Consider the following 25059-nt stretch of genomic DNA (forward strand, 5'->3'; position numbering starts at 1 on the left):
GACTGACGGTTCGGCAGACGGACGACGGCGGGGCCGGTCCGGGAAGGTTCCCGGACCGGCCCCGCCGTCGTGTGTCAGGTCCGGTCAGGCCTCGGACGGCTTGCTGATCTCCCAGAACCGGAAGACGGTCGAGGGGTCCAGGGTCCATTCCAGGCCTGAGACCCCTTCACGGGCCACCGCGTACTGCTTGCCCTGCCAGAGCGGGAGCATCGGCACGTCCTGCGCGACGATGTCCTGCAGCTGCCGGAACTGGGCCTTGGTGGCGCCCCGGTCCGGCTGGTCGGCCGTCTTGGGCAGCAGGTGCCCGGTGATGGTGGGCGAGCTGTAGTGGTTGGCCACCACGTTGTCCTTGCCGAAGAACGGCGCGGTGAAGTTGTCGGGGTCCGGATAGTCGGGGATCCAGCCCTTGACGTAGACGCCGAACCGGCCGGAGGCCACGCCCTGCTCGTACTCCTTGGTGGGCAGGGTGCGCACCTTGGCGTCGAACAGGCCGCTGGAGTTGAGCTGTTGGGCGATTTCCTCGAAGGCCGGGACGGTGCCGGGGCCGAAGCGGTCGGGGGTCGCCCAGAGCGTGAGCGGCACCTTGCCGTTGTAGCCGGCCTGGCGCAGTGCGTCCTTGGCCTTGTCGGGCTTCGGACTGTCGCCGTAGGTGTTGAAGAAGGAGGTGCTGTGGCCGGTGATGCCGGCCGGGACGATCGAGTACAGCGGCACCGCGGTGCGCTGGTAGACGTCCCGGACCAGGGAGGAGCGGTCCAGCAGGTAGGCGATCGCCTTGCGGACGCCCAGTTTGCCGGCGACCGGGTCCTTGAGGTTGAAGACCAGGTGCATGACCTCGGCGCTGGCGCCCTCGACGACCTGGGTGCCGTGCTGCTGCTTCAGCGAGGCGTTGTCGAGTGCCGCGATGTCCTTCATGGACAGGCCGCGGTAGGCGACATCGACGTCGCCCTTCTCAACGGCCGTCTTGAGCTTGTCGGGGCGGTTGAAGAACTTCACGGTCATCCCGGAGTTCTTGACCTTGGCGGGGCCCTTGTACGAGCCGTTGACGCCGAAGACGGCCTTCTCGGAGCTGTACTCCTTGAGGGTGTAGACGCCGGAGCCGGTGGCCTTGCCGTCGGTGCGCAGCCGGTCGGCGGGGTAGTCGGCGTGGTCGACGATCGAGCCGGCGCCGGAGGCTATCTTCATCGGGAAGGTCGCGTCGGGCGACTTCAGCCGGAAGATCACGGTTTTAGCGTCCGGTGCCTCGACCGTGTCGAGCGCGGAGAACATCACGGCGGGGCCGTTGCTGTCCTTGATGCGCCGGGTGCGGTCGAAGGAGTACTTGACGTCCTTGGAGGTCAGCGCGTCACCGTTGCTGAACTTGAGGCCGTCCTTGAGGGTGCAGCGGTAGACCTTGCTGTCGCTGTCGGTGAAGCCGCAGCGTTCGGCGGCCTCCGGCTCGGGTGTGGTGCCTCCCTTGGGGAAGCTCAGCAGGGACTGGAAGACGTTGTTGAACAACAGCCATGATCCCGGCTCGTAGCCGGACGCCGGGTCGGTGGACTGGACCTTGTCCGTCATCCCCATGACCACGGGCTCGCCGGTGCCGGCCGCCCCCGAGTCGTCCGTGCCGCACCCGGCGACCGCAAGCAGGGCTGTGGCCAGCCCGGCTCCGATCGGGGCGGCCAGCCACTGGTCACGCTTCCTCACTAAACGGTCCTCACGTTCTGGGTGGTGCCTGTCGGGCCGCGGCGGGGAGGCCGTGGCGGGGGGGGTACTGCATCGGCCGGATCCGCGGCTCAGTCGGCGACGCCGCGGCTGAGCTCCCAGATCTGCAGCGACGAGGAGGAGTTGAGCGCCCACTCGATGCCGGTGACGTCATCGCGGGCGACCACGTACTGCTTGCCCTGCCACAGCGGGAGGAGCGGTACGTCGTCGGCGATGAGGTCCTGCGCCTGCTTGAAGTTGGCCGCGGCGGCGTTGCGGTCGCTCTGCTGCCGGCTGTCCGGGATCAGCTGCGACTCGATCTTGGGGTTGCGGTACGGGGAGCCGAGGAAGTTCTGCTTGCCGATGAACGGCGCGATGTAGTTGTCCGGGTCCGGGATGTCCGCGAACCAGCCCATGTTGTAGACGCTGTACTTGCCGTGCAGGGCGTCGGTCCGGTACTGCTGCCAGCTGTCGACGCCCTTGACGCTGACGTCGAACAGCTTGGTGCTGTTGAGCTGGCTCTGCAGCGCACGGACTTCCTTGGCGGTGCTGGAGCCGTAGTGGTTCGTGGTGTACGTGAGCGTGAACTTCACCGGGGTGGAGATGTTCGCCTGCTGCAGCGTCTTACGGGCCGCGGTCACGCTGGGGTTCCCGTACTTGGTGAAGAACGAGTTGATGTGACCGGTGAGGCCGGTGGGAACCATCGAGTAGAGGGGGTCGCCGGTGTAGGAGTAGACGTCGCGCACCAGCTCCGAGCGGTTGACGATCTGCGCCATCGCCTTCCGCACGGCCTTGTTGGAGACGGCCGGGTCCTTGGTGTTGAAGGCCAGGTAGCGGATCTCCTGCCCCGGCATCTCCTGGATCATGACGTGCTTGTCCTGGGAGTTCTGCAGTTCCCTGACCTGGTCGGGCGACAGCCCGCGGTACATCAGGTCGACATCCCCCTTGCGCAGCTCCTGCTCCGTGGCCTTGGAGTCTGCGAAGAAGCGCATCTCGACCTTGTCGTTCTTCACGTTCACCCCGCCCTTGTAGCCGGGGTTCTTGGTGAAGGTGGCCTTGGTGATGCGGTTGTTCCTGCGCTCCGTCTTCACCGTGTACGGGCCGGAGCCGACCACGTCGAAGCCGCTGTAGAGACGGTCCTTGGGGTACACCTCGCTGTCGACGATGGCCGCGGCGGGGGTGGCGAGCTTCTGCGGGAAGGTGGCGTCCGGCTTGCGGAGGTGGAAGACCACCTCCTTGTCGTTGGGCGTCTCGACCTTGTCGATGTCGTCGAGCAGCGCGACCGGACCGTTGGTGTTGTTGATGGTCCGCATGCGGTCGAGGGAGAACTTGACGTCCTGTGCCGTCAGGGCGTGCCCGTTGGAGAACTTCAGACCGCTGCGCAGGGTGCAGCGGTACTGCTCGTTCTGGGTGTCGCGGAACCCGCAGGATTCGGCCGCCTCGGGTACCGGCGCGGTGCCGGTCCTGGGCAGCCGCATCAGCGTCTGCAGGGTGCCGCGCAGCATGTTCCACGCATCGACGTCGTAGGCCTGCGCCGGGTCGAGCGGCGCGGGCGCCGCCTTGGTCGCCTCGATCACGGTGGGGACGCCCACGACGATCGGATCGCCGCCTTCGCCCGCGCCGTCCGTGCCGCCACAGGCTGCGAGGACGGGGGCGAGGAGACCGGCCAGCGCCGGCAGCACCAGGGTCTTGCGATTCATCGTCGGCAGGTTCCTTATCAGCGCAGAGGTGTTGCTCGCGTCGACATTAGTAGGAACGGCCAGCCAGTCTCAGACACAAAGGAGTTGATTCGATATGGGCTCCGGATAACGACGGGCGGGTGATCGATATCCGGACGGTGGAACGATTCGCGCGTTGCTCCACCAATCCGGACACTTACCCCCGCCCAAACCCCCCGGCAGCCCCTCTGGAACACCCATGGGTTCCACTGTCGACGGCCCGGCACGTGAGAAACGTCACGCGTTCAAGGAACCGTGACGAGGCCGGAATTCAGTCATCGCATTCGTCACGGAAAATGAGCGGGCCACTCCCCTCGGTTCTGAGGGGCATTCTCCGGGACACGCTCAGTGCACGGTTCCCCGGCTTTCCGTGATGAGCGTACGGAGAAATGGGAGATCGACTTCTTCCAGCGAGGGCACGACCGTACGGCCCAGGGCCGGCGGGATCGGCGTCACCGACGGCACCGCGACGACCGGGCAGCCCGCGGCCTCCCCCGCGGCCACACCGGTCAGGGTGTCCTCGATGACCGCGCAGCACGCCGGGTCGGCCCCCAGGCGCGCGGCGGCCGTCAGATACGGGTCCGGGTGCGGCTTGGTGCGCTCCAGGTCGTCGCCCGCGAGGGTCAGCCGGAAGTTCTCCGGGCCCAGGGAGTGCAGCATCTGGTCGACGATGGCGCGGTGCGAGGCGGAGACCAGAGCGGTGGGCACCTCGTGGGCGGCCAGCTCGGCCAGCAGTCGGCGGGCGCCCGGCATCAGGGGGATGCCCCGCCTGATCCGGGCCAGGAACGCGGCGTTGAGCAGCACACTGAGCTCGGTCAGGCTGATGTCGACACCGGTGGCCTGAATCAGATACCCGGCGCTGCGGGTCATCGGGCCGCCGACCACGACCTCGCGGTGGGTGTCGTCGAGGATGTGGCCGAGCTCGGCGAAGACTTCCGCCTCCGCCTCCCACCAGAATCCCTCGGTGTCGACGAGCGTGCCGTCCAGATCGAGGAATACGGCTTGGAGGGTCGCGGCTTCGGCCGTTCGGGTGCCGACTGCGGGGATGCTGCTGGTCATCCATCCACCTCCGTTGCGACGTCCCCGGAGGGACGAAAGGGCCGGTCGCCATCCCCGGCTGGGGAAACGACCGGCCACTACCGGACCGATAAGTGTACGACGGTACGGGCCGGAATGCGTGGTGAAGGAGGTCGGGGCCGCCCCGGAGTGACCCGGGGACGGCCCTGACCCGCTCACGCGGAATTACCGGGTGTCACGACACCCCGTGGCGCTCCCGGTCCTCCGGGGCCGCTCCGGGTTCGTCCCGCTACCGCGCGTTGAAGTACTTCGCCTCCGGGTGGTGGATGACGATGGCGTCGGTGGACTGCTCGGGGTGCAGCTGGAACTCCTCGGAGAGCTCGACACCGATCCGCTCCGGCTGCAGCAGGTCGGCGATCTTGGCGCGGTCCTCCAGGTCGGGGCAGGCGCCGTAGCCCAGCGAGAAGCGCGCGCCGCGGTACTTGAGCGCGAACATGTCCTCGACGTCGGCCGGGTCCTCGCCCGCGAAGCCCAGCTCGGCGCGGACCCGGGCGTGCCAGTACTCGGCGAGGGCTTCGGCCAACTGGACGGACAGGCCGTGGAGTTCGAGGTAGTCGCGGTAGGAGTTGGCCTCGAAGAGTTCGGCGGTGGCGCCGCCGATCTTGGAGCCGACCGTCACGACCTGGAGCCCGACGACATCCGTCTCGCCGGTCTCTTCGGGGCGGAAGTAGTCGGCCAGGCACAGGCGCCGGCCGCGGCGCTGGCGGGGGAAGGTGAAGCGGGTGCGCTCGGTGCCGTCCTCGTGCAGCAGGATCAGGTCCTCGCCCTTGGACACACACGGGAAGTAGCCGTGTACGACGGCGGCTTCCAGCAGGTTCTCGGTCTGGAGCTTGTCGAGCCAGCCGCGCAGCCGGGGGCGTCCCTCGGTCTCCACCAGCTCCTCGTACGTCGGGCCGTCACCGGTGCGGGCCTGCTTGAGGCCCCACTGCCCCTTGAAGAGGGCGCCCTCGTCCAGCCAGGACGCGTAGTCGGCGAGCTGGATGCCCTTGACGACGCGGGTCCCCCAGAACGGCGGCTCGGGGACCGGGTTGTCGATGGCGACGTCGGAGCGCACCGCGCCCTCGGGCTCCTCGACCTCCAGCACGGCCGTGTCCCGCTTGGGCACCCGGCGCTGCTTGAGCTCGGGGAGGGTGGCGCCGGGCACGCCGCGCTTGACGGCGATCAGGGCGTCCATCAGGCGCAGGCCCTCGAACGCGTCGCGGGCGTAGCGGACCTCGCCCTCGTAGATCTCGTGGAGGTCCTGTTCGACATAGGCGCGGGTCAGCGCGGCACCGCCGAGGATGACGGGGAAGTCGGCCGCCATCTTGCGCTGGTTGAGCTCTTCCAGGTTCTCCTTCATGATCACCGTGGACTTGACCAGCAGACCGGACATCCCGATGACATCGGCGCGGTGTTCCTCGGCGGCTTCCAGGATCGCCGAGACCGGCTGCTTGATGCCGAGGTTGACCACGTTGTAGCCGTTGTTGGACAGGATGATGTCGACGAGGTTCTTGCCGATGTCATGGACGTCGCCGCGGACGGTGGCCAGCACGATGGTGCCCTTGCCCTCGTCGTCCGACTTCTCCATGTGCGGCTCCAGGTAGGCCACCGCGCTCTTCATGACCTCGGCGGACTGCAGCACGAACGGCAGCTGCATCTGCCCCGACCCGAACAGCTCGCCGACGACCTTCATGCCCTCCAGCAGGGTGTCGTTGACGATGTCGAGGGCCGGGCGGTCCTGGAGGGCTTCCTCCAGGTCGGTGTCGAGGCCGTTCTTCTCACCGTCGATGATGCGGCGCTTGAGGCGCTCCTCCAGCGGCAGGGCGAGAAGTTCCTCGGCCCGCCCGGCCTTCATCGACTTGGTGTTGACGCCCTCGAACAGCTCCATCAGCTTCTGCAGCGGGTCATAGCCCTCGCTGCGCCGGTCGTAGACGAGGTCGAGGGCGGCCTTGACCTGCTCCTCCTCCAGCCGGGCGATCGGCAGGATCTTGCTCGCGTGCACGATCGCGGAGTCCAGGCCGGCCTTGACGCACTCGTCCAGGAACACGGAGTTGAGGACGATGCGCGCGGCCGGGTTCAGGCCGAAGGAGATGTTGGACAGACCGAGGGTGGTCTGGACGTCCGGATGGCGCTTCTTCAGCTCGCGGATCGCCTCGATGGTGGCGATGCCGTCCTTGCGGGACTCCTCCTGGCCCGTGCAGATGGTGAAGGTCAGGCAGTCGATGAGGATGTCCGACTCGTGGATGCCCCAGTTGCCCGTCAGGTCCTCGATCAGCCGCTCGGCGATGGCGACCTTGTGCTCGGCGGTGCGGGCCTGGCCCTCTTCGTCGATGGTCAGCGCGATCAGCGCCGCGCCGTGCTCGGCCGCCAGCGCGGTGACCTTCGCGAACCGCGACTCCGGGCCGTCCCCGTCCTCGTAGTTGACGGAGTTGATCACCGCACGGCCGCCGAGCTTCTCCAGACCGGCCTGGATGACGTTGAGCTCCGTGGAGTCCAGCACGATCGGCAGGGTGGAGGCGGTGGCGAACCGGCCGGCCAGCTCCTCCATGTCGGCCACGCCGTCCCGGCCGACGTAGTCGACGCACAGGTCGAGCATGTGGGCGCCCTCGCGGATCTGGTCGCGCGCCATCTCCACGCAGTCGTCCCAGCGGCCCTCCAGCATCGCCTCCCGGAACTTCTTCGACCCGTTGGCGTTCGTCCGCTCGCCGATCGCCAGGTACGAGGTGTCCTGGCGGAACGGCACCGTCTGGTACAGCGAGGCGGCGCCCGGCTCGGGGCGCGGATCGCGGGCGGTGGGGGCGGTGCCGCGGACCCGCTCGACGACCTGCCGCAGGTGCTCCGGCGTCGTACCGCAGCAGCCGCCGACCAGGGAGAGGCCGTACTCGGCGACGAAGGTCTCCTGGGCGTCGGCCAGCTCCGTCGCGGTCAGCGGGTAGTGCGCCCCGTCCTTGCCCAGCACCGGCAGGCCCGCGTTCGGCATGCACGCCAGCGGGATGCGGGAGTGCCGGGCCAGGTAGCGCAGGTGCTCGCTCATCTCGGCGGGGCCGGTGGCGCAGTTCAGGCCGATCATGTCGATGCCCAGCGGCTCCAGCGCCGTCAGCGCGGCACCGATCTCCGAGCCCAGCAGCATGGTGCCGGTCGTCTCCACGGTCACGGAACAGATCACCGGCAGGTGGGTGCCGGTGGCCTGGAGCGCCCGGCGGGCGCCGAGAATGGCGGCCTTGGTCTGCAGGAGGTCCTGGGTGGTCTCCACCAGGAGGGCATCGGCGCCGCCGGCGATCATGCCTTCGGCGTTCTGCTGGTAGGCGTCACGCAGCGTGACGTACGGGGCGTGGCCCAGCGTCGGCAGCTTGGTGCCGGGCCCCATGGAGCCGAGGACGTAGCGCTGCTGGCCGGTGGAGGCGGTGAACTCGTCGGCGACCTCACGGGCGATCCGGGCACCGGACTCCGACAGCTCGAAGACCCGCTCGGGGATGTCGTACTCCGCGAGCGCGGCGAAATTCGCACCGAAGGTATTGGTCTCCACGCAGTCGACACCGACCGCGAAGTACTCCTCGTGCACCGAGCGCACGATGTCGGGCCGGGTGAGGTTGAGGATCTCGTTGCAGCCCTCGAGCTGCTGGAAGTCCTCCATGGTCGGATCCTGCGCCTGCAGCATGGTGCCCATCGCCCCGTCGGCGACCACCACCCGCGAGGCAAGCGCCTCGCGCAGGGATGCGACGCGAGACGTGTTGTCGGACGTTGGCGTGTTCGAGGCCATGGAGATGCTCCCGTGGTTGCGACGGCTGTCGGCTTTGCACCCGCCTTCAGAGGGCGCACCCGGCCAGCGTAGCTGCCGGTCCGGTACACGTGTTCCCCGTTCCACGCCGTGGACAGCACCGCCCGGCCGCCCTCCACCCCCCTGCGCGCACCAACCATGATCGTTGGCAGACTCCGTTCGCCCGGCAAAAGGTCGCGGAACGCTGACTGAAGTTGGCATGGACCGATATCGTTCAGCATTGTCGAACCGCTCACTTCGGAGGTTGCCCGATGGCACGCACCATCCAGTCGCTGGAGCGCGCCGCAGCGATGCTGCGGCTGCTCGCAGGAGGGGAACGGCGGCTGGGACTCTCCGACATCTCCTCCTCCCTGGGACTGGCCAAGGGCACCGCCCACGGGATCCTGCGCACACTGCAGCAGGAAGGCTTCGTCGAGCAGGACGTCGCGTCCGGCCGCTACCAGCTGGGCGCGGAGCTGCTGCGGCTGGGCAACAGCTACCTGGACGTGCACGAGCTGCGCGCCCGCGCCCTGGTGTGGACCGACGATCTGGCCCGCTCCAGCGGCGAGGCCGTCTACCTGGGCGTCCTGCACCAGCAGGGGGTGCTGATCGTCCACCACGTCTTCCGCCCGGACGACAGCCGGCAGGTGCTGGAGGTGGGCGCGATGCACCCGCTGCACAGCACGGCGCTGGGCAAGGTGCTGTCGGCGTACGACCCGGTGGCGCACAGCGAGATCGTCGAGGCGGACCGGACGGCGTTCACCCCGCACACCGTGACCGGGCTGGCGGACTTCGAGCGGCTGCTGGACCTGATCCGGGCACGGGGCTGGGCCGCGGACGTGGAGGAGACCTGGGAGGGCGTGGCCTCGGTGGCGGCGCCGATCCACGACCGGCGGCGGATGCCGGTGGGTGCGGTGGGCGTCACGGGGGCGGTCGAGAGGGTCTGCCAGGAGGGCGAGCTGCGGCCGGAAATCATCGCTGCTGTGAGGGATTGCGCACGGGCTGTGTCCCGGGATCTTGGCGCAGGGCGATTCTGACCGGATTCACCCCATAAGTTCACCTAAGTTTTTCGCCACGGAACCCTTGACGGGGTTCTACCGGTGAACAAAACTGCCGTTCGTCGGTCGGCATTGTCGAACACCTAACGGCAATATTCGCTATGGTGGGGCATTGCCGCGGGCCGACCACCGCCCTCTAGGAGGGTACGGACCACCGGACGGGACCCGGGGTTCGTCTTCCCCTGGACGAAGGACAAAGGAGTCGCGGGTGTCCAGCTCCGACATCTTCATCAGCGAAACCATCGGTACCGCTGTTCTGATCTTGCTCGGCGGTGGCGTCTGCGCCGCCGTCACGTTCAAGCGCTCCAAGGCGTTCAACGCCGGATGGGTGGCCATCGCCTTCGGGTGGGGCTTCGCCGTCCTCACGGGTGCCTACATCGCCGCGAAGTCCGGCGCCAACCTCAACCCTGCGGTCACCATCGGTCTCGCCATCAAGGGCGGCATCGAGTGGAACCAGGTGCCGGTCTACTTCGGCGGCGAGATGCTCGGTGCCATGATCGGCGCGGTACTGGTGTGGATCACCTACTACGGGCAGTTCCAGGCCCATCTGAGTGACCCCGAGGTACTGGCCGACCACACCGGCGAGGAGGGACTGGTCGACCAGTCCGCCGCCCCGGCGGCCGGACCGGTCCTCGGCATCTTCTCCACCGGCCCGGAGATCCGGAACGCGGTGCAGAACCTGGCCACCGAGATCATCGCCACCACCGTGCTCGTGCTGTCGATCCTCACGCTCGGTCTGAGCGACAACGGCAAGGGCGTCGGCGTCATCGGCACCCTGCTGGTCGCGCTGGTCGTCACCGGCATCGGCCTGTCGCTCGGCGGTCCGACCGGGTACGCCATCAACCCGGTCCGCGACCTCGGCCCGCGCATCGTGCACGCGCTTCTGCCGCTGCGGAACAAGGGCGGGTCAGACTGGGGCTACGCCTGGATCCCGGTCGTCGGCCCGCTCATCGGCGGAGCCCTCGCCGGTGGTATCTACCAGGTGGCGTTCGCCTGAGCCGCCTGACCGCCCCGACTCCGCCCGCACCGACTTCTTGGAGCACACCATGAGCGACAACCCCAGCACCGCTTCCCACGGCCATGGGCCGTTCATCGCGGCCATCGACCAGGGCACCACGTCCAGCCGCTGCATCGTCTTCGACAAGGACGGCCGGATCGTCTCGGTCGACCAGAAGGAGCACGAGCAGATCTTCCCGAAGCCGGGCTGGGTCGAGCACGACGCCACCGAGATCTGGAACAACGTCCAGCAGGTCGTCGACAGCGCCGTCCACAAGGCCGGGCTCACCGCCGCCGACGTCAAGGCGATCGGTATCACCAACCAGCGCGAGACCACGCTCCTGTGGGACCGCACCACCGGCGAGCCCGTCCACAACGCCATCGTCTGGCAGGACACCCGCACCGACGCGCTCTGCAAGGAGCTCGGCCGCAACGTCGGCCAGGACCGCTTCCGCCGCGAGACCGGCCTGCCGCTGGCCTCGTACTTCGCCGGCCCGAAGATCCGCTGGCTGCTCGACAACGTCGAGGGCCTGCGCGAGCGCGCCGAGCGCGGCGACATCCTCTTCGGCACCATGGACTCCTGGGTCATCTGGAACCTGACCGGCGGGGTCGACGGCGGCGTCCACGTCACCGACGTCACCAACGCCTCGCGCACCATGCTGATGAACCTCCACCGCCTGGAGTGGGACCCGAAGATCCTGGCGTCGATGGAGATCCCGGCGGCCGTGCTGCCGGAGATCAAGTCCTCCTCCGAGGTCTACGGCCGCAGCACCAGCGGTGTGCTGGCCGGTGTCCCGGTCGCCTCGGCGCTCGGTGACCAGCAGGCCGCGCTGTTCGGCCAGACCTGCTTCGAGCAGGGCGAGGCCAAGTCCACGTACGGCACCGGCACCTTCATGCTGATGAACACCGGCCACGAGCCGGTGAACTCCTACAACGGCCTGCTGACCACGGTCGGCTACCGCATCGGCGACCAGCAGCCGGTCTACGCCCTGGAAGGCTCCATCGCCGTCACCGGCTCGCTCGTCCAGTGGATGCGCGACCAGATGGGCCTGATCAACAGCGCGGCCGAGATCGAGACCCTGGCCAGCACGGTCGAGGACAACGGCGGCGCGTACTTCGTGCCGGCCTTCTCCGGCCTGTTCGCCCCCTACTGGCGCTCGGACGCGCGCGGTGTCATCGCGGGCCTGACCCGCTACGTCACCAAGGCGCACATCGCACGCGCCGTGCTCGAGGCCACCGCCTGGCAGACCCGCGAGATCACCGACGCCATGACCAAGGACTCCGGCGTCGAGCTGACCGCGCTCAAGGTCGACGGCGGCATGACCTCCAACAACCTGCTGATGCAGACGATCTCGGACTTCCTGGACGCACCCGTGGTGCGCCCGATGGTCGCCGAGACCACCTGTCTCGGCGCTGCCTACGCGGCCGGACTGGCCGTCGGCTTCTGGTCCAGCACCGACGAGCTGCGCGCCAACTGGCGCCGGGCCGCCGAGTGGACCCCCCGGATGGATGCGGCCACCCGTGACCGCGAGTACAAGAGCTGGCTCAAGGCTGTGGAACGTTCCATGGGCTGGCTCGATGACAGCACTGTCGAGGAGTAAAAATGAGCACCCTGCAGAGCGCCCCGGCACTCGGGACGCACCCGGCCAGTGGTTCGCACGCGAGCCGCGCCGAGACTCGGGAGCAGCTTTCCAAGGCGACGTACGACCTCCTGGTGATCGGCGGCGGCATCCTGGGCATCTCCACCGCCTGGCACGCCGCACAGGCCGGACTGCGGGTTGCCCTGGTGGACGCCGGTGACTTCGCCGGCGCCACCTCCTCCGCCTCCTCCAAGCTGCTCCACGGCGGTCTGCGCTACCTGCAGACCGGCGCGGTCAAGCTGGTGGCGGAGAACCACTTCGAGCGGCGTGCGGTGTCCCGCCAGGTGGCACCGCACCTCGCCAACCCCCTGACCTTCTACCTGCCCGTCTACAAGGGCGGCCCGCACGGCGCGGCCAAGCTCGGCGCGGGCGTCTTCGCCTACTCGGCGCTGTCCGCGTTCGGCGACGGCGTCGGCCACGTCATATCCCCGGCCAAGGCGCAGCGCGACGTGCCGGAGCTGCGGACGGACAACCTCAAGGCCGTGGCCGTGTACGGCGACGACCAGATGAACGACTCGCGGATGGCCCTGATGACCGTCCGTGCGGCGGCCGAGGCCGGCGCCACGGTCCTCAACCACGCCGAGGTCACCGGCCTGCGCTTCACCCAGGGCCGGGTCACCGGTGCGGAGCTCAAGGACCGGATGGAGGGCGAGGAGTTCGGCGTCAACGCCCGCCTGGTCCTCAACGCCACCGGCCCGTGGGTGGACCACCTGCGCAAGATGGAGGACCCGAACGCGGCCCCCTCCATCCGGCTGTCGAAGGGCGCGCACCTGGTCCTCAAGCGGACCGCGCCCTGGAAGGCCGCGCTGGCCACCCCGATCGACAAGTACCGCATCACCTTCGCCCTCCCCTGGGAGGACATGCTGCTGCTGGGCACCACGGACGAGGAGTTCGAGGGCGACCCGGCGGATGTCTCCGTCACCGAGAAGGACACCGCCCAGATCCTGGACGAGGCGGCCTTCTCCGTCCGCGACCAGCAGCTGTCGCGTGATCTGATCACGTACTCCTTCGCGGGTCTGCGGGTGCTGCCCGGCGGTCCCGGCGACACCTCCAAGGCCAAGCGCGAGACGGTGGTGACCGAGGGCAGCGGCGGCATGCTGTCGGTGGCGGGCGGCAAGTGGACGACCTTCCGGCACATCGGCCGTACGGTCATGAACAAGCTCGCCGCGCTGCCCGGCCACCCGCTGGCCGAGGACATGGAGCCGATCGCGCACCTGCCGAAGAAGCTCCCGCTGCCCGGTATCGCCAACCCGAACGCGGTGGCGCACCGGCTGCTCGTCGACGGCGGTACGCCCGGCCCGCGGATGGCCCCGGAGACCGCCCGGCACCTCGCCACCCACTACGGCTCGCTGTCCTTCGACATCGCGCGGATGGCGAACGAAAACCCGGCACTGGCCGAGCGCATCCACCCGGACGCGCCGGAGATCTGGGCGCAGGTCGCCTACGCCCGGGACAACGAGTGGGCCGAGACGGTCGACGACGTGCTGCGCCGCCGCACCACGCTGATGATCCGCGGCCTGGACACGGAGGACGTGCGGGCCAAGGTCAAGGACATGCTGGCCGGCTGACGGCGGCACCCGGCCGCTGTTGGACGGCGGCCGGGAGCTGACGGCGCCTCACGGTGACGTACAGCGCATGACGAGGGGGCGGTTCACGGGGGGCCGCCCCCTCCGTCGTACCCATGGACAGCACCGCGTACGGGAGCGGGCGGGGGCGGCGTACCGAGCCATAATGGGCTCAGACATCGGATGTCTGTGACGGCATCCGGGCGGCGGTACCCGGGTGACGGCATCCGGGCGGCGGTATCCGGGCGGGTGCGAACGGGGAGGTCGGCATGGCGGTCACCGACGAGGCCATCGAGAAGATCAAGGGCATGATCGTCTCCGGCGCGCTGCGGCCGGGTGACCGGCTGCCGAAGGAGAGCGAACTGGCGGCCGAGCTCGGCCTGTCCCGCAACTCGCTGCGCGAGGCGGTCCGCGCGCTCTCCCTGATCCGCATCCTGGATGTGCGCCAGGGCGACGGCACGTATGTCACCAGCCTCGATCCGCAACTCCTGCTGGAGGCCATGAGCTTCGTGGTGGACTTCCACCGCGACGACACCGTGCTGGAGTTCCTTGCCGTCCGCCGGATCCTGGAGCCGGCCGCCACGGCCATGGCGGCCGGCCGGATAGGCCTGGAGGAACTGAACGCCCTGGAGGACCGGTTGAACGCGCTGGGACCGAGTCCTTCGGTGGAGGATCTGGTCGCCGGCGATCTGGAGTTCCACCGCCAGATCGTCGCGGCGTCCGGCAACTCCGTGCTCTGCTCCCTGCTGGACGGGCTGTCCGGGCCGACCACCCGGGCCAGGATCTGGCGGGGGCTGACGCAGAAGGACGCGGTGGCCCGCACCCTCACCGAGCACCGCGCGATCCTCGGGGCGCTGCGCGACCGGGACGCGGAGGCGGCGCGGGCGTGGGCGACGGTGCATATCGCCAGCGTGGAGCAGTGGTTGCGCGCGTCGCTGTGAGGCCGGTGCCGCGCGGCGGCCGTCCCTCCGGTGCTCCCGCGGCCGTCCCTCCGGTGCTCCCGCGGCCGTCCCTCCGGTGCTCCCGCGGCCGTCCCTCCGGTGCTCCCGCGGCCGTCCCTCCGGACGATGGTCCCTCCGGCGCTGCCGGTCAGACCGCGAAGCCTCCGTCCACCGCGATCGAGGCGCCCGTGATGTACCGTCCGCCCTCGCCTGCCAGATGGGCCACGGTCGCCGCGACGTCCCAGGCCCGGCCGTACGCCCCCAGGGCGGTGAGTTTGGCCTGCATCGTCGCGCTCTCGCCGTCGGCCGGGTTCATATCGGTGGCGATGGGGCCCGGGGTGATGAGGTTGGCGGTGATGCCGCGCGGCCCCAGCTCCTTGGCCAGGGTCCGGGTCAGGCCGGCGAGGGCGGCCTTGCTGGTGGCGTAGAGGGTGCCGCCGGGGAAGGCGACCCGCTCGGCCATACAGCTGCCGATGGAGAGGATCCGGCCGCCCTCGGCGAGATGAGCGGCCGCGGCCTGCGCCGCCAGGAACGGGGCCCGGACATTCGTCCGCAGCACCCGGTCGACGTCGTCCAGGGAGATCCCCTCGAAGGGACCGAGCACGCCGATGCCCGCGTTGTTCACCAGGATGTCCAGCCGCCCGAACCGTTCGACGGTGCCGTCCACCGAGGCCCGCACCTCTTCCGCTTCACCACAGTCGGCCCGTACCGCCCAGGCCTGCCCGCCGCCCCGCTCGATCTCCTTGACCACCTGTCGGGCCTTGTCCTGTCGGCTCTGATAGGTCAGGGCCACCGCCGCACCGTCGGCGGCCAGCCGCAGCGCCGTCGCCTCCCCGATCCCCCGGCTGCCGCCGGTCACCAGGGCCACCTTGCCGGTGAGCGGCCGGGGGCCGTGCGCCGCCGTGGTCCCCGCCGTCGCCGTCACGGCCGCCATCACGGTCGCCGTCATCGTCATCACCTTCGCATCGAGTCGTCCGTCGTCGTCCGCGGCCGTCCGCGGTCCCACGGAGCCGGCCGCATTTCTGCGGAGCCGTCCGTAGTCCTGCGGAGCCGGCCGCGTTCCGCACCGGGTACACCGGTCTGCCGGTGTTCTCCGTGGTGCGACTCGATCCTCCGGGGCGGCGGATCACGAAGCTGGCGGAATCCGGACGTCGCGTCAGCGGCCCGGCCGCGCCTGCCCGGCCGGCGTCCCGACGCCGTACACCCGCTCCGCCGTTCCCCCGAAGACGTCCGACCGTTCCGCCGGGCCCAGGTGGGCGGTCGCCGACTCCGCGAGCGCCACGACGTCCTCGTAGCCGGCCGCCAGCGTGCACACCGGCCAGTCGGAGCCGAACATCACCCGGCCCGGGCCGAAGGCCTCCAGGACGTGCCGGGCATAGGGCAGGATCTGCTGCGGCCGCCAGGCATCCCAGTCGGCCTCGGTGACCAGCCCGGACAGTTTGCAGCTGACGTTCGCCTGCCCGGCGAGCGCGGTGAGGGCGTCGGCCCAGGGCTGCCAGTCCCCCGCCGCGACCGCCGGTTTGCCGGCGTGGTCCAGCACGAAGGCCAGCCGGGGGACGGCACGTACGGCGGCGTGCGCGGCGGGCAGTTCGCGCGGGGTGACCAGCAGGTCGTAGACCAGCCCGGCGTCGGCCACGATGCCCAGGCCCCGGAGCACGTCCGGGCGGATCAGCCACTCGGGGTCGGGTTCGTCCTGCACCTGGTGCCGGATGCCCACCAGGCCGGGGGGCAGCGCCGCGAGGACCCGGGCGAGTGCCGGGTCGCGGAGGTCGGCCCAGCCGACGACACCGGTGACCGGCCCCTCCCCCGTCGCCAGGGTGAGGAGTTCGGCGGTCTCCTCGTACGAGGACGACGACTGGACGAGGATCGTGCCGTCGAGGCCGTGCGCGGTCAGATGCGGGGTGAGGTCGCTCAGCGCATAGCCGCGGCGGATCGGATCGGCCCACGGCCCGTCCATCCACGGCTGTGCGCGCCGGGCCGGATCCCACAGATGGTGATGGGCGTCGATACGCATCAGGGGCGCGCTCCGGGGTCGGGGGGCGGGGTCGTCGGGCCCGGGCCGCCGGCCTCGGGCTCGCCGGCCTCGGCGTCGTCGATGGGCCCGGGGTCGTCGGCATCGGGTTCAGCGTGCAGGGGCAGCGGCAGATCGGGGTCGAGCAGGCCGCGGGCGACGAGCGTATGCCACAGCTCGTCCGGGATGTGACGGGTGAACAGCGCGGCGTTCTCGGCCATCTCCTCGGGACCGGCGGCACCGACGACCACGGAGGCGACGGCACGGTGCCCGAAGGGGAACCGGAGCGCGGCGGCCTTGAGGGGAACGCCGAACCGTGCGCAGACGGCGCCGAGTTGACGGGCCCGGTCGAGGAGGGCGGGCGGCGCGGGCGCGTAGTCGTAGGGCGCGCCGGGCGACGGGTCGGCCAGCAGGCCGGAGTTGTAGACGCCGCCGACGACCACGGAGGTACCGCGGCGCTCGCACTCCGGCAGCAGGTCGTCGAAGGCGGTGCGCTCCAGCAGGGTCCAGCGGCCGGCGCAGAGCACCACGTCCACGTCCAGGTCGGCGACCAGGCGGGCCAGCACACCGCTGTGGTTCATGCCGAAGCCGATGGCGCGCACCACGCGCTCGGCGCGCAGCTCGGCGAGGGCCGGGAAGCCGGTCTCGTACACCTCCCGCAGGTGGTCCTCCACGTCGTGGAGGTAGACGATGTCGACGGCGTCCACGCCGAGCCGCCGCAGGGACGCGTCCAGCGTGGCGCGGATGCCGTCGCGGGTCAGGTCCCGTACCCGGGCCCGGGCGGGGGTATCCACGAAGCCTTCGCCGGCGGCCCGCTCCCCCGGCGCGAGCGGCCGCAGCCGGCGGCCGACCTTGGTGGAGAGGGTGTAGGCGGCGCGGTCGCGGCCGCGCAGCGCCCGGCCGAGGCGTTCCTCGGACAGGCCCACGCCGTAGTGCGGGGCGGTGTCGAAGTAGCCGGCGCCGGTGGCGAGGGCGGTGTGGACGACGCGCTGCGCCTGCTCGTCGGGGATGGCGCGGTAGAGGTTGCCGAGCGGTGCGCAGCCCAGGCCCAGGGGCGGGACGGTGACACCGGTCCGTCCCAGCTCCCTCGGCCCCTGCGGGGGACAGTGCACGGCGGCCTCAGTCCTGCTTCTCGCCGCTGGTGAACCGGGAGATGACCAGCGCGACGATGATGATCATGCCGTTGAGGAACTGGGTCCACAGCGGTGGCACGCCGCCCAGGGTCATCACATTGATGACGAGCTGGAGCGTGAGGACGCCGGTGAGGGCGCCGAAGAGGGTGCCCCGGCCACCTTTGAGGCTGATGCCGCCGATCACCGCGGCGGCGAAGACCTGGAAGATCCAGCCGTTGCCCTGGCTCGCGGAGACCGCGCCGTAGTGGCCGGTGTAGAGGATGCCCGCGAAGGCGGCCAGCACTCCCCCGACGGCCAGCACGATCCAGGTGAGGCGGTCCACCCGGATGCCGGCCGCGCGGGCCGCCTCCGGGTTGCCGCCGATGGCGTACAGCGCCCGCCCGTGCCGGAGGTAGCCGAGGGCCGCGCCGCCGAGCGCGAAGAGGGCGAGGCAGATCCAGACGGCAGCCGGGATGCCCAGCCAGTCGGCCTGGCCCAAGTAGGCGAAGGACGCCGGGACATCGCCGATGGACCGGCCCTCCGAGAGGCCCACCTGCAGGCCGCGGAGCATGGTGAGCATCCCGAGGGTGGCGATGAAGCCGTTGACCCGCAGGGTGAGGATGAGGAAACCGTTGGCGGCGCCGATCGCCGCGCCCACGGCCAGGCAGAGCGGGATCGCGGCCTGGTCGGGGAAGAGTTCCAGCCCGGCGAAGCGGCCGCCGTGTGCGGGCATCACCAGCCACAGGGCGACCACCGGTGCCAGGCCGATGGTGGATTCCAGCGACAGGTCCATCCGCCCGCTGATGAGGACGAGCGCCTCGCCGAGCACCAGCAGGCCCAGCTCGGTGGACTGCTGGATGACGCCGACCAGGTTGTCCTGGGTGAGGAACGCGGGCGACACGATGAAGCCGATGACGCCCAGCACGAAGATCACCGGCACCAGGGAGAGATCCCGCCAGCGGGCCGGGTCGATCCGGGGCCGGGGGCGCGGCGGGCGCCGGGCCACGTCGGTGGCCGGCGGCGATACGGTCTCGGTCATGGCGCGGTCCCTTCCGTTCCGTGCGTGTTCCAGGCCTTGGGCGCCCGGTCGCGGCCCGTGCCGGACGGGCCGGGCGCGGCGCCCTCGCCGGCCGGCACGCCCTCCATCGCGGCGACGAGTTCGTGATCGCGCCAGCCGGCGGCGAATTCGGCGGTCACCCGGCCGTGGAAGACCGCCAGCACCCGGTCGCAGATCCGCAGATCGTCCAGTTCGTCGGAGACGATCACGGCGCCGCTGCCGCCGTCCGCGACCTCCCGTACGACGCCCAGCAGGGCGTCCTTGGACTTGACGTCGACGCCGTTGGTGGGCCGGACGGCGACCAGCACGGCGGGCTCGCGGGCCAGCGCGCGGGCGATCACGACCTTCTGCTGGTTGCCGCCGGAGAGCCCGGACACCGGCTGGCCGGGCCCGGTGGCCTTGATGTCCAGCGCCGCGATCATCCTGCGGGCGAACGCGCGGGTCCGGGAGGGCAGTACGGTGCCCCTCGGCCCCAGCCGGCCGGCGACGGTGAGGGTGGCGTTCTCGGCGACGCTACGGCCCGGGACGAGCCCTTCGCGGTGCCGGTCCTCGGGAACGTAGCCGATGCCGGCGGCGAGGGCGTGCGGCACGCTGCCCGTACGGACCGGGTGCCCGCGCACCGTGATCCGGCCGCCGTCGGGGGCGCGCAGCCCGGCCAGCGTCCGGCCGATCGCGGTGGTGCCGCTGCCCGCGGCGCCCGCGAGGCCCACCACCTCGCCGGCCCGTACGGTCAGGTCGAGCGGCGCGAAGTGCCCTGTGGCGGCCAGCTGCCGGGTGCGCAGCACCGGCTCGCCGGGCGGGCGCGCGGCCGTCCGCGGCCGGCCCGCGGGGCCCGCCTCCTCGCCCGTCATCGCCGCCACCAGCGCGTCCTTGGTCAGGCCCGGGACGGGCGCGGTCAGCACATGCCGGGCGTCACGGAAGACGGTGACGGTGTCGCACAGCTCGTGGACCTCCTGGAGGTGGTGCGAAATGAACAGGAAGGCCACTCCCCGGTCGCGCAGCTCCCGCAGCTTGCCGAAGAGCCGGTCGATGCCGGCGGCGTCGAGCCGGGCGGTGGGCTCGTCGAGGATGATCAGCCGGGCGCCGAAGGACAGCGCACGGGCGATCTCCACGAACTGCCGCTGCTCGACGCCGAGTTCCTTGATCCGGGCGGCCGGGTCGACCTCGACGCCGTAGCCGGCGAGCAGTTCGCGGGCGCTCTCGCGCAGCGCCCGCCAGCGGATGGTGTGCCCGCCCTGGAAGCGGCCCAGGTAAAGGTTCTCCGCGACGGTCAGCTCCGGCACCGTCATCGGCTTCTGGTGGACGCAGGCGGCCTTGCGCTGCCAGGCGGCGGTGTCGCCCCAGCCGGGCGCGGGCGCGCCGCCGAAGGTGATCCGGCCGGCGTCCGGGCGTGCCATGCCGGTCAGTACGGACACCAGGGTGGATTTGCCCGCGCCGTTCCGGCCGACGAGGGCGTGCGCCTCTCCGGGGCGTACGGTCAGCCGGGCGCCGTCGAGGGCGACGGTGGGGCCGTAGCGCTTGACGATCCCCTCGGCGTGCACCGCCGCCGCGGGCCCGTTGGCCGCCGGCTCGGCCCCGTTCGCCGCCACCGTGTGCGCGTCCGCCGCCACCGCTACTTCTTCTTCCCGAGCTGGTTGGCCCACAGTTTCCGGTCGTCGACGGTGTCCTTGGTGACCAGGGGCGCCGGCAGCTGGTCCTCCAGACCGTTCTTGATCTTCACGATGGTCGAGCCGTGGCCGGTGGGGCCCGGTGTGAAGGTCTTCCCTTCCAGGCTTGCCCTGGCGTAGTACAGCGCGTACTTGGCGTAGAGGTCGGCGGGCTGGGAGAGGGTGGCGTCGATCTTTCCGGCGCGGATCGCGTCCAGTTCGTCGGGGATGCCGTCGTTGGAGATGATGGTGATGTGCCCGTCGGTGCCGGCCGGCCGCAGGAGCTTCTTCTGGTGCAGGAGGGCGAGCGTCGGCTGCAGGAAGGCGCCGCCGGCCTGCAGGTAGATGCCGCCCACGTCCGGGTGCTGGGCGAGCAGGCTCTGCAGCTTGCCGGAGGCGACCTCGCCCTTCCAGTCGGTCGCCAGCTCATGCACGGTGATCTTGGGGAACTTCTTCTTCATGCACGCCGCGAAGGCCTCGGAGCGGTCCCGCCCGTTGACCGAGCTGAGGTCGCCCTGGAGTTCGGCGACCCGGCCCCTGCCGCCCAGTTTCCTGCCCAGGTAGTCGCAGGACTTCTCGCCGTAGGCGCGGTTGTCGGCGCGTACGACCATGTAGACCTTGCCCTCGTCGGGGCGGGTGTCGACGCTCACCACCGGGATCTTCTTCTCCGCCAGGCGCCGCAGCGCTTCGGCGATGGCCCCGGTGTCCTGCGGCGCCATGACGATGGCCTTGGCGCCCTGGTCGGTCAGCGCCTGCACATTGGAGACGACCTTGCCGATGTCGTTCTGCGAGTTGGACAGCGGCAGCGCGGCCGGTCCGCCGTGGTCCAGGTCCTCTTCGAGGTACTGCTGGTAGGAGTTCCAGAAGTCGGTGTCCGTACGGGGCAGGTCGATGCCGATCCTGCCGCCCGCGGCGCTGCTGCCGCGGTTGCAGCCGGCGAGCGCGGCGGTGGCGAGCAGCGCGGCACAGGCAGCCGCACCGGTCGTACGCAGTCTCATGGGTGGTCCCTCGGTCGTGGTGTGCGGCTGGTGCGGGGCGCTGTACGGGTCGGGCCGGATGCGGGTCGTGGCCGGATACGGGCCGGGCCGGAATCAGGGCGTGGCCGGATACGGGTCATGGCCGGTCAGGTGGCGGGCCGCAGCCGCAGCCCCTGCATCCCCCCGTCCACGGCGAGCGCCGTCCCGGTGATGCCGGAGGCGGCCGGGGACGCCAAGGAGGCGATGGCGGCGGCCACTTCGTCCGCGGTGACCATCCGGCCCATCGGCTGGCGGGCGTTGAGGGCGGCGCGTTCGGCGGCCGGGTCGTCGGCCTGATCCAGCAGCCGGCCGATCCACGGGGTGTCGGCGGTACCCGGATTGACGCAGTTGACGCGGATGCCCTCCCGGAGGTGATCCGCGGCCATCGCGAGGGTCAGCGAGAGGACCGCACCCTTGGCGGCACTGTAGAGGGCGCGCTGTGGCAGGCCGGCGGTGGCGGCGATGGAGCAGGTGTGGGTGACGGAGACCCGGCCCGGGGCGCCGGCAGCGGTGCGGCGCAGCGCCGGGAGCGCGGCGCGGGCGGTGCGCACCAGGCCCAGCACGTTCACGTCCAGGACCCGGGCCCACTCCGCGTCGTCGTTGTCCTCGACCGTGCCGACGGCGCCGATGCCGGCGTTGCCGACGAGGGTGTGCAGGGCGCCCAGCTCCCCCACCGCTTCGGCGACGGCGGCGCGTACCGCGGCGTCGGAGGTGACATCGGCCGTGACCGGGATCGTCCCCGGGGGCGCGCCGGAGGGGTCCCGGTCCAGGACGGCGACCCTGGCGCCGCGCGCCAGCAGCAGGGCCGCGGTGGCCGCCCCGATGCCGGAGCCGCCGCCGGTGACGAGCGCGGTCATTCCCGTGAAGTCGGCCGGCGGCCGGGCGTGGTGCGGTGCGGAACCCAGCGGTGCGGAACCCAGCGGTGCGGAACTCATGCGGAGACCTCCTGTTCGCCGTGCCGGCTGCGCGGGGAGCGGCGGGCGCGCCACACCGGACCGTCGGGGAAGCGGTGGGCGGCGATCGAGGCCGGTTTCATCCGGGCCGAGAAGCCGGGTGCGGCCGGGGCGCGGTAGCGGCCGCGCTCGACGACGACGGGATCGCTGAAATGGTCGTGCAGATGGTCGACGTACTCGATCACCCGGTCCTCCCAACTCCCGGACACCGCCACGTAGTCGAACATCGCCAGATGCTGCACCAGCTCGCACAGCCCGACCCCGCCCGCGTGCGGGCACACCGGCACGCCGTACTTCGCGGCCAGCAGCAGGATCGCCAGGTTCTCGTTGACCCCGGCCACCCGCGCCGCGTCGATCTGGACGAAGTCCACGGCGCCGGCCTGCAGCAGCTGTTTGAAGACCACCCGGTTGGCGACGTGCTCGCCGGTGGCGACCTTCACCGGCTGGCCGGAGCGCACCGCGGCATGCCCCAGGACGTCGTCCGGGCTGGTCGGTTCCTCGATCCAGTGCGGGGCGTACGGCGCGAGCGCGGTCATCCAGCGGACCGCCTCGGCCACGTCCCAGCGCTGGTTGGCGTCGACGGCGATCCGTACACCGGGGCCGACCGCGTCCCTCGCCAGCCGCATCCGCCGCCTGTCGTCGTCGAGGTCGGCGCCCACCTTCAGCTTGATCTGGCCGAAGCCCTCGGCCACGGCCTTCTTCGCCAGCCGCACCAGCTTGCCGTCGTCGTAACCGAGCCAGCCGGGCGAGGTGGTGTACGCGGGGTAGCCCTCGGCCTTGAGGCGAGCGGCGCGCTCGGCCCGGCCGGGGGCCGCGGCACGCAGGATCGCCAGCGCCTCGGCCGGGGTGAGGGCGTCGGAGAGGTAGCGGAAGTCGACGAGGGAGACCAGCTCCTCGGGCGTCAGCGCGGCAAGGAACTCCCACACCGGCAGGCCGGCCCGGGCGGCGGCCAGGTCCCAGGCGGCGTTGACGACGGCGCCGGCCGCCATCTGCATCACGCCCTTCTCGGGGCCGAGCCAGCGCAGCTGGGAGTCGTGGGTGAGGTCGTGGTGGAGTGCGGCGAGCCCGGCTGCGGTGGTGGGTACGGGGCGGCCGACGACGTACCGGGCGAGAGACCGGATCGCGGCTGCCATGACATCGTTGCCGCGCCCTATCGTGAAGCAGAGACCGTGCCCCCGCGGTCCGCTGCCGGTGTGCAGCACGACATAGGCGGCGGAGTAGTCGGGGTCCGGGTTCATGGCGTCCGAGCCGTCGAGCTGCTCCGAGGTGGGGAAGCGGACGTCGTGGACCTCGAACCCGGTGACGGTGTCGGCCGCGGCCATGGGCATGCCCCCTGAGATGTTGCGGAAGAACATCGGACGTCTGCCAGTCATCCGATGTATAGACCTGCGCGTCGGCCACCGTCCAGACCCCGTACGGAAGTTGACCGAACGTCCCCTGCAACAGATCGGATGAATCTCGCCCCCCTCACGCAAAGGGGCTGCGAACCGGCGCCACGGACGCCGTAGTCTTGGGAACGCACGCAATGGAACTGCTGCCGGCGGCCGCCCCAGGTGGCCGGACCGGTCGGAAGGAGGCGCTGGGTGATCGAGCTCGAGGGGGTGCCCGAGCTGATCGACCCGGTCATGGTGGCCGCGTTCGAAGGCTGGAACGACGCCGGCGACGCCGCCTCCGCCGCGGTCGCGCATCTGGACCGGGAGTGGAAGGGCGAGGTCTTCGCCGCGCTGGACGCGGAGGACTACTACGACTTCCAGGTGAACCGCCCCACCGTCTTCCTGGACGGCGGCGTACGCAAGATCACTTGGCCGACGACCCGGCTCTCCGTCGTCCGCGTCGGCGACAAGAACGGCAAGGGGCGGACCCGCGATCTCGTCCTGGTCCGCGGTATCGAGCCCAGCATGCGCTGGCGCTCGTTCTGCAACGAAATCCTCGGCTTCGCCCATGAGTTGGGCGTGGAGATGCTGGTGGTCCTGGGCTCGCTGCTCGGCGACACCCCGCACACCCGGCCGGTGCCGGTCAGCGGGGTCACCTCCGACGCGGAGCTCGCGAGCCGCCTGGACCTGGAGGAGTCCCGCTACGAGGGCCCGACGGGCATCGTCGGCATCCTCCAGGAAGCCTGCACCCACGCGGGCGTTCCCGCGGTGAGCCTGTGGGCAGCGGTGCCGCACTACGTGTCCCAGCCGCCCAACCCGAAGGCCAGCCTCGCGCTGCTCAACCGCCTGGAAGACCTCCTCGACGTCCGTATCCCGCTCGGTGAGCTGAGCGAGGACGCGCGCGCCTGGCAGCTGGGCGTGGACCAGCTGGCGGCGGAGGACAGCGAGGTCGCCGAGTACGTCCAGTCGCTGGAGGAGGCGCGGGACACCGCGGACCTGCCGGAGGCGTCCGGCGAGGCCATCGCCCGCGAGTTCGAGCGCTATCTGCGCCGCCGTGACCCGCAGGCCCCTCCCGGTGTGGCGACCGAGGGCGGGCTCGCCGACGGCCGCGACAGCTCCTACCTCCGCGATTCCACCAGCGGCCGCGGCCGCCCGCCCCGCCCGGTGTCGAAGGAGCCGCGGGAGCCGAAGCCCGGCGACGACAGCGCCGCGGGGCCGAAGGACACCGGTACGGGCGGCGGCCCGAAGGACACCGGCACCGGTACCGGCAAGGGCGCCAAGGGCTCCGGTGACGCGCCCGGCCCGTCGGAAAACCCGTCAGGGAGCGCCGACTCCGCCGACTCCGCGCGACCGGAGGACGGCCCCGAGGACGCCGGAAGCTGAGCGCCCCGCGCTGCCCCTCCCGCCGGAACGGGAGGGGCAGCGCTCGCCGCGGTGACGGGCAGCGCTCGCCGCGGTGACGGGCAGCGCTCGCCGCGGG

The 25059-nt window shown here is 71.0% G+C and carries 18 protein-coding genes; 6 read left to right on the forward strand and 12 right to left on the reverse strand.

What is annotated here, in order from left to right; all coding sequences use genetic code 11:
- Positions 1-84 precede the first annotated feature (84 nt).
- The 4 genes from ABZ851_RS22765 to metH form a co-directional block, all read right to left on the reverse strand.
- Positions 85-1683 (reverse strand): ABC transporter substrate-binding protein, encoded by a 1599-nt coding sequence (locus ABZ851_RS22765; RefSeq protein ID WP_361130507.1) that lies wholly within the window; start codon positions 1681-1683, stop codon positions 85-87.
- A gap of 89 nt (positions 1684-1772) precedes the next feature.
- Positions 1773-3380, reverse strand: coding sequence for an ABC transporter substrate-binding protein (locus ABZ851_RS22770; protein WP_361130510.1), 1608 nt, complete (start codon positions 3378-3380; stop codon positions 1773-1775).
- A 363-nt stretch (positions 3381-3743) separates the two neighbouring features.
- Positions 3744-4457: an HAD family phosphatase gene (locus ABZ851_RS22775; RefSeq protein WP_361130513.1), complete on the reverse strand. Its 714-nt coding sequence runs from the start codon at positions 4455-4457 to the stop codon at positions 3744-3746.
- 247 nt (positions 4458-4704) lie between these two features.
- A complete protein-coding gene (gene metH, locus ABZ851_RS22780; protein WP_361130516.1) occupies positions 4705-8214 on the reverse strand; it encodes a methionine synthase in 3510 nt (1169 codons plus the stop codon).
- A gap of 269 nt (positions 8215-8483) precedes the next feature.
- Between metH and ABZ851_RS22785 the strand changes: the two genes are divergently transcribed.
- The 5 genes from ABZ851_RS22785 (at position 8484) to ABZ851_RS22805 (ending at position 14411) form a co-directional block, all read left to right on the forward strand.
- Positions 8484-9248: an IclR family transcriptional regulator gene (locus tag ABZ851_RS22785; protein ID WP_361130519.1), complete on the forward strand. Its 765-nt coding sequence runs from the start codon at positions 8484-8486 to the stop codon at positions 9246-9248.
- A gap of 229 nt (positions 9249-9477) precedes the next feature.
- Positions 9478-10266 carry an MIP/aquaporin family protein gene (locus ABZ851_RS22790; RefSeq protein WP_336050398.1) on the forward strand — a complete coding sequence of 263 codons (789 nt, stop codon included), beginning with the start codon at positions 9478-9480 and terminating at the stop codon, positions 10264-10266.
- Positions 10267-10315: 49 nt separating this feature from the next.
- Positions 10316-11866, forward strand: a complete 1551-nt coding sequence (glpK, locus tag ABZ851_RS22795) for a glycerol kinase GlpK (RefSeq protein WP_336050400.1) — start codon at positions 10316-10318, stop codon at positions 11864-11866.
- Between the two features lie 2 nt (positions 11867-11868).
- The gene (locus ABZ851_RS22800) at positions 11869-13473 is read left to right on the forward strand and encodes a glycerol-3-phosphate dehydrogenase/oxidase (RefSeq protein WP_361130524.1); all 1605 of its coding nucleotides are present in this window, start codon (positions 11869-11871) and stop codon (positions 13471-13473) included.
- A gap of 266 nt (positions 13474-13739) precedes the next feature.
- Positions 13740-14411, forward strand: a complete 672-nt coding sequence (locus ABZ851_RS22805) for a FadR/GntR family transcriptional regulator (protein WP_361130527.1) — start codon at positions 13740-13742, stop codon at positions 14409-14411.
- Between the two features lie 148 nt (positions 14412-14559).
- Here ABZ851_RS22805 and ABZ851_RS22810 read toward each other — a convergent pair whose 3' ends face one another.
- From ABZ851_RS22810 to ABZ851_RS22845, 8 genes are all read right to left on the reverse strand, one after another.
- Positions 14560-15345, reverse strand: a complete 786-nt coding sequence (locus tag ABZ851_RS22810) for an SDR family oxidoreductase (RefSeq protein WP_361130710.1) — start codon at positions 15343-15345, stop codon at positions 14560-14562.
- 222 nt (positions 15346-15567) lie between these two features.
- Positions 15568-16425 (reverse strand): amidohydrolase family protein, encoded by an 858-nt coding sequence (locus ABZ851_RS22815; protein WP_361130530.1) that lies wholly within the window; start codon positions 16423-16425, stop codon positions 15568-15570.
- A complete protein-coding gene (locus ABZ851_RS22820; RefSeq protein WP_361130533.1) occupies positions 16425-17534 on the reverse strand; it encodes an aldo/keto reductase in 1110 nt (369 codons plus the stop codon). Before ABZ851_RS22820 ends, ABZ851_RS22815 begins: the two co-directional genes overlap by 1 nt.
- A 7-nt stretch (positions 17535-17541) precedes the next feature.
- Positions 17542-18573, reverse strand: coding sequence for an ABC transporter permease (locus tag ABZ851_RS22825; RefSeq protein ID WP_361130536.1), 1032 nt, complete (start codon positions 18571-18573; stop codon positions 17542-17544).
- Positions 18570-20180, reverse strand: a complete 1611-nt coding sequence (locus ABZ851_RS22830) for a sugar ABC transporter ATP-binding protein (RefSeq protein WP_361130713.1) — start codon at positions 20178-20180, stop codon at positions 18570-18572. Before ABZ851_RS22830 ends, ABZ851_RS22825 begins: the two co-directional genes overlap by 4 nt.
- Positions 20181-20203: 23 nt before the next feature.
- Positions 20204-21235: a sugar ABC transporter substrate-binding protein gene (locus tag ABZ851_RS22835; RefSeq protein WP_361130539.1), complete on the reverse strand. Its 1032-nt coding sequence runs from the start codon at positions 21233-21235 to the stop codon at positions 20204-20206.
- Positions 21236-21360: 125 nt separating this feature from the next.
- Positions 21361-22110: an SDR family oxidoreductase gene (locus ABZ851_RS22840; protein WP_361130715.1), complete on the reverse strand. Its 750-nt coding sequence runs from the start codon at positions 22108-22110 to the stop codon at positions 21361-21363.
- A gap of 74 nt (positions 22111-22184) precedes the next feature.
- Positions 22185-23528, reverse strand: coding sequence for an enolase C-terminal domain-like protein (locus ABZ851_RS22845; protein WP_361130718.1), 1344 nt, complete (start codon positions 23526-23528; stop codon positions 22185-22187).
- A gap of 261 nt (positions 23529-23789) precedes the next feature.
- Here ABZ851_RS22845 and ABZ851_RS22850 point away from each other — a divergent pair, with 261 nt between their 5' ends.
- Positions 23790-24962: a PAC2 family protein gene (locus tag ABZ851_RS22850; protein ID WP_361130542.1), complete on the forward strand. Its 1173-nt coding sequence runs from the start codon at positions 23790-23792 to the stop codon at positions 24960-24962.
- Positions 24963-25059 lie beyond the last annotated feature (97 nt).

Source organism: Streptomyces sp. NPDC047049, from assembly GCF_040643995.1.
GTDB classification, from domain to species: domain Bacteria; phylum Actinomycetota; class Actinomycetes; order Streptomycetales; family Streptomycetaceae; genus Streptomyces; species Streptomyces mooreae.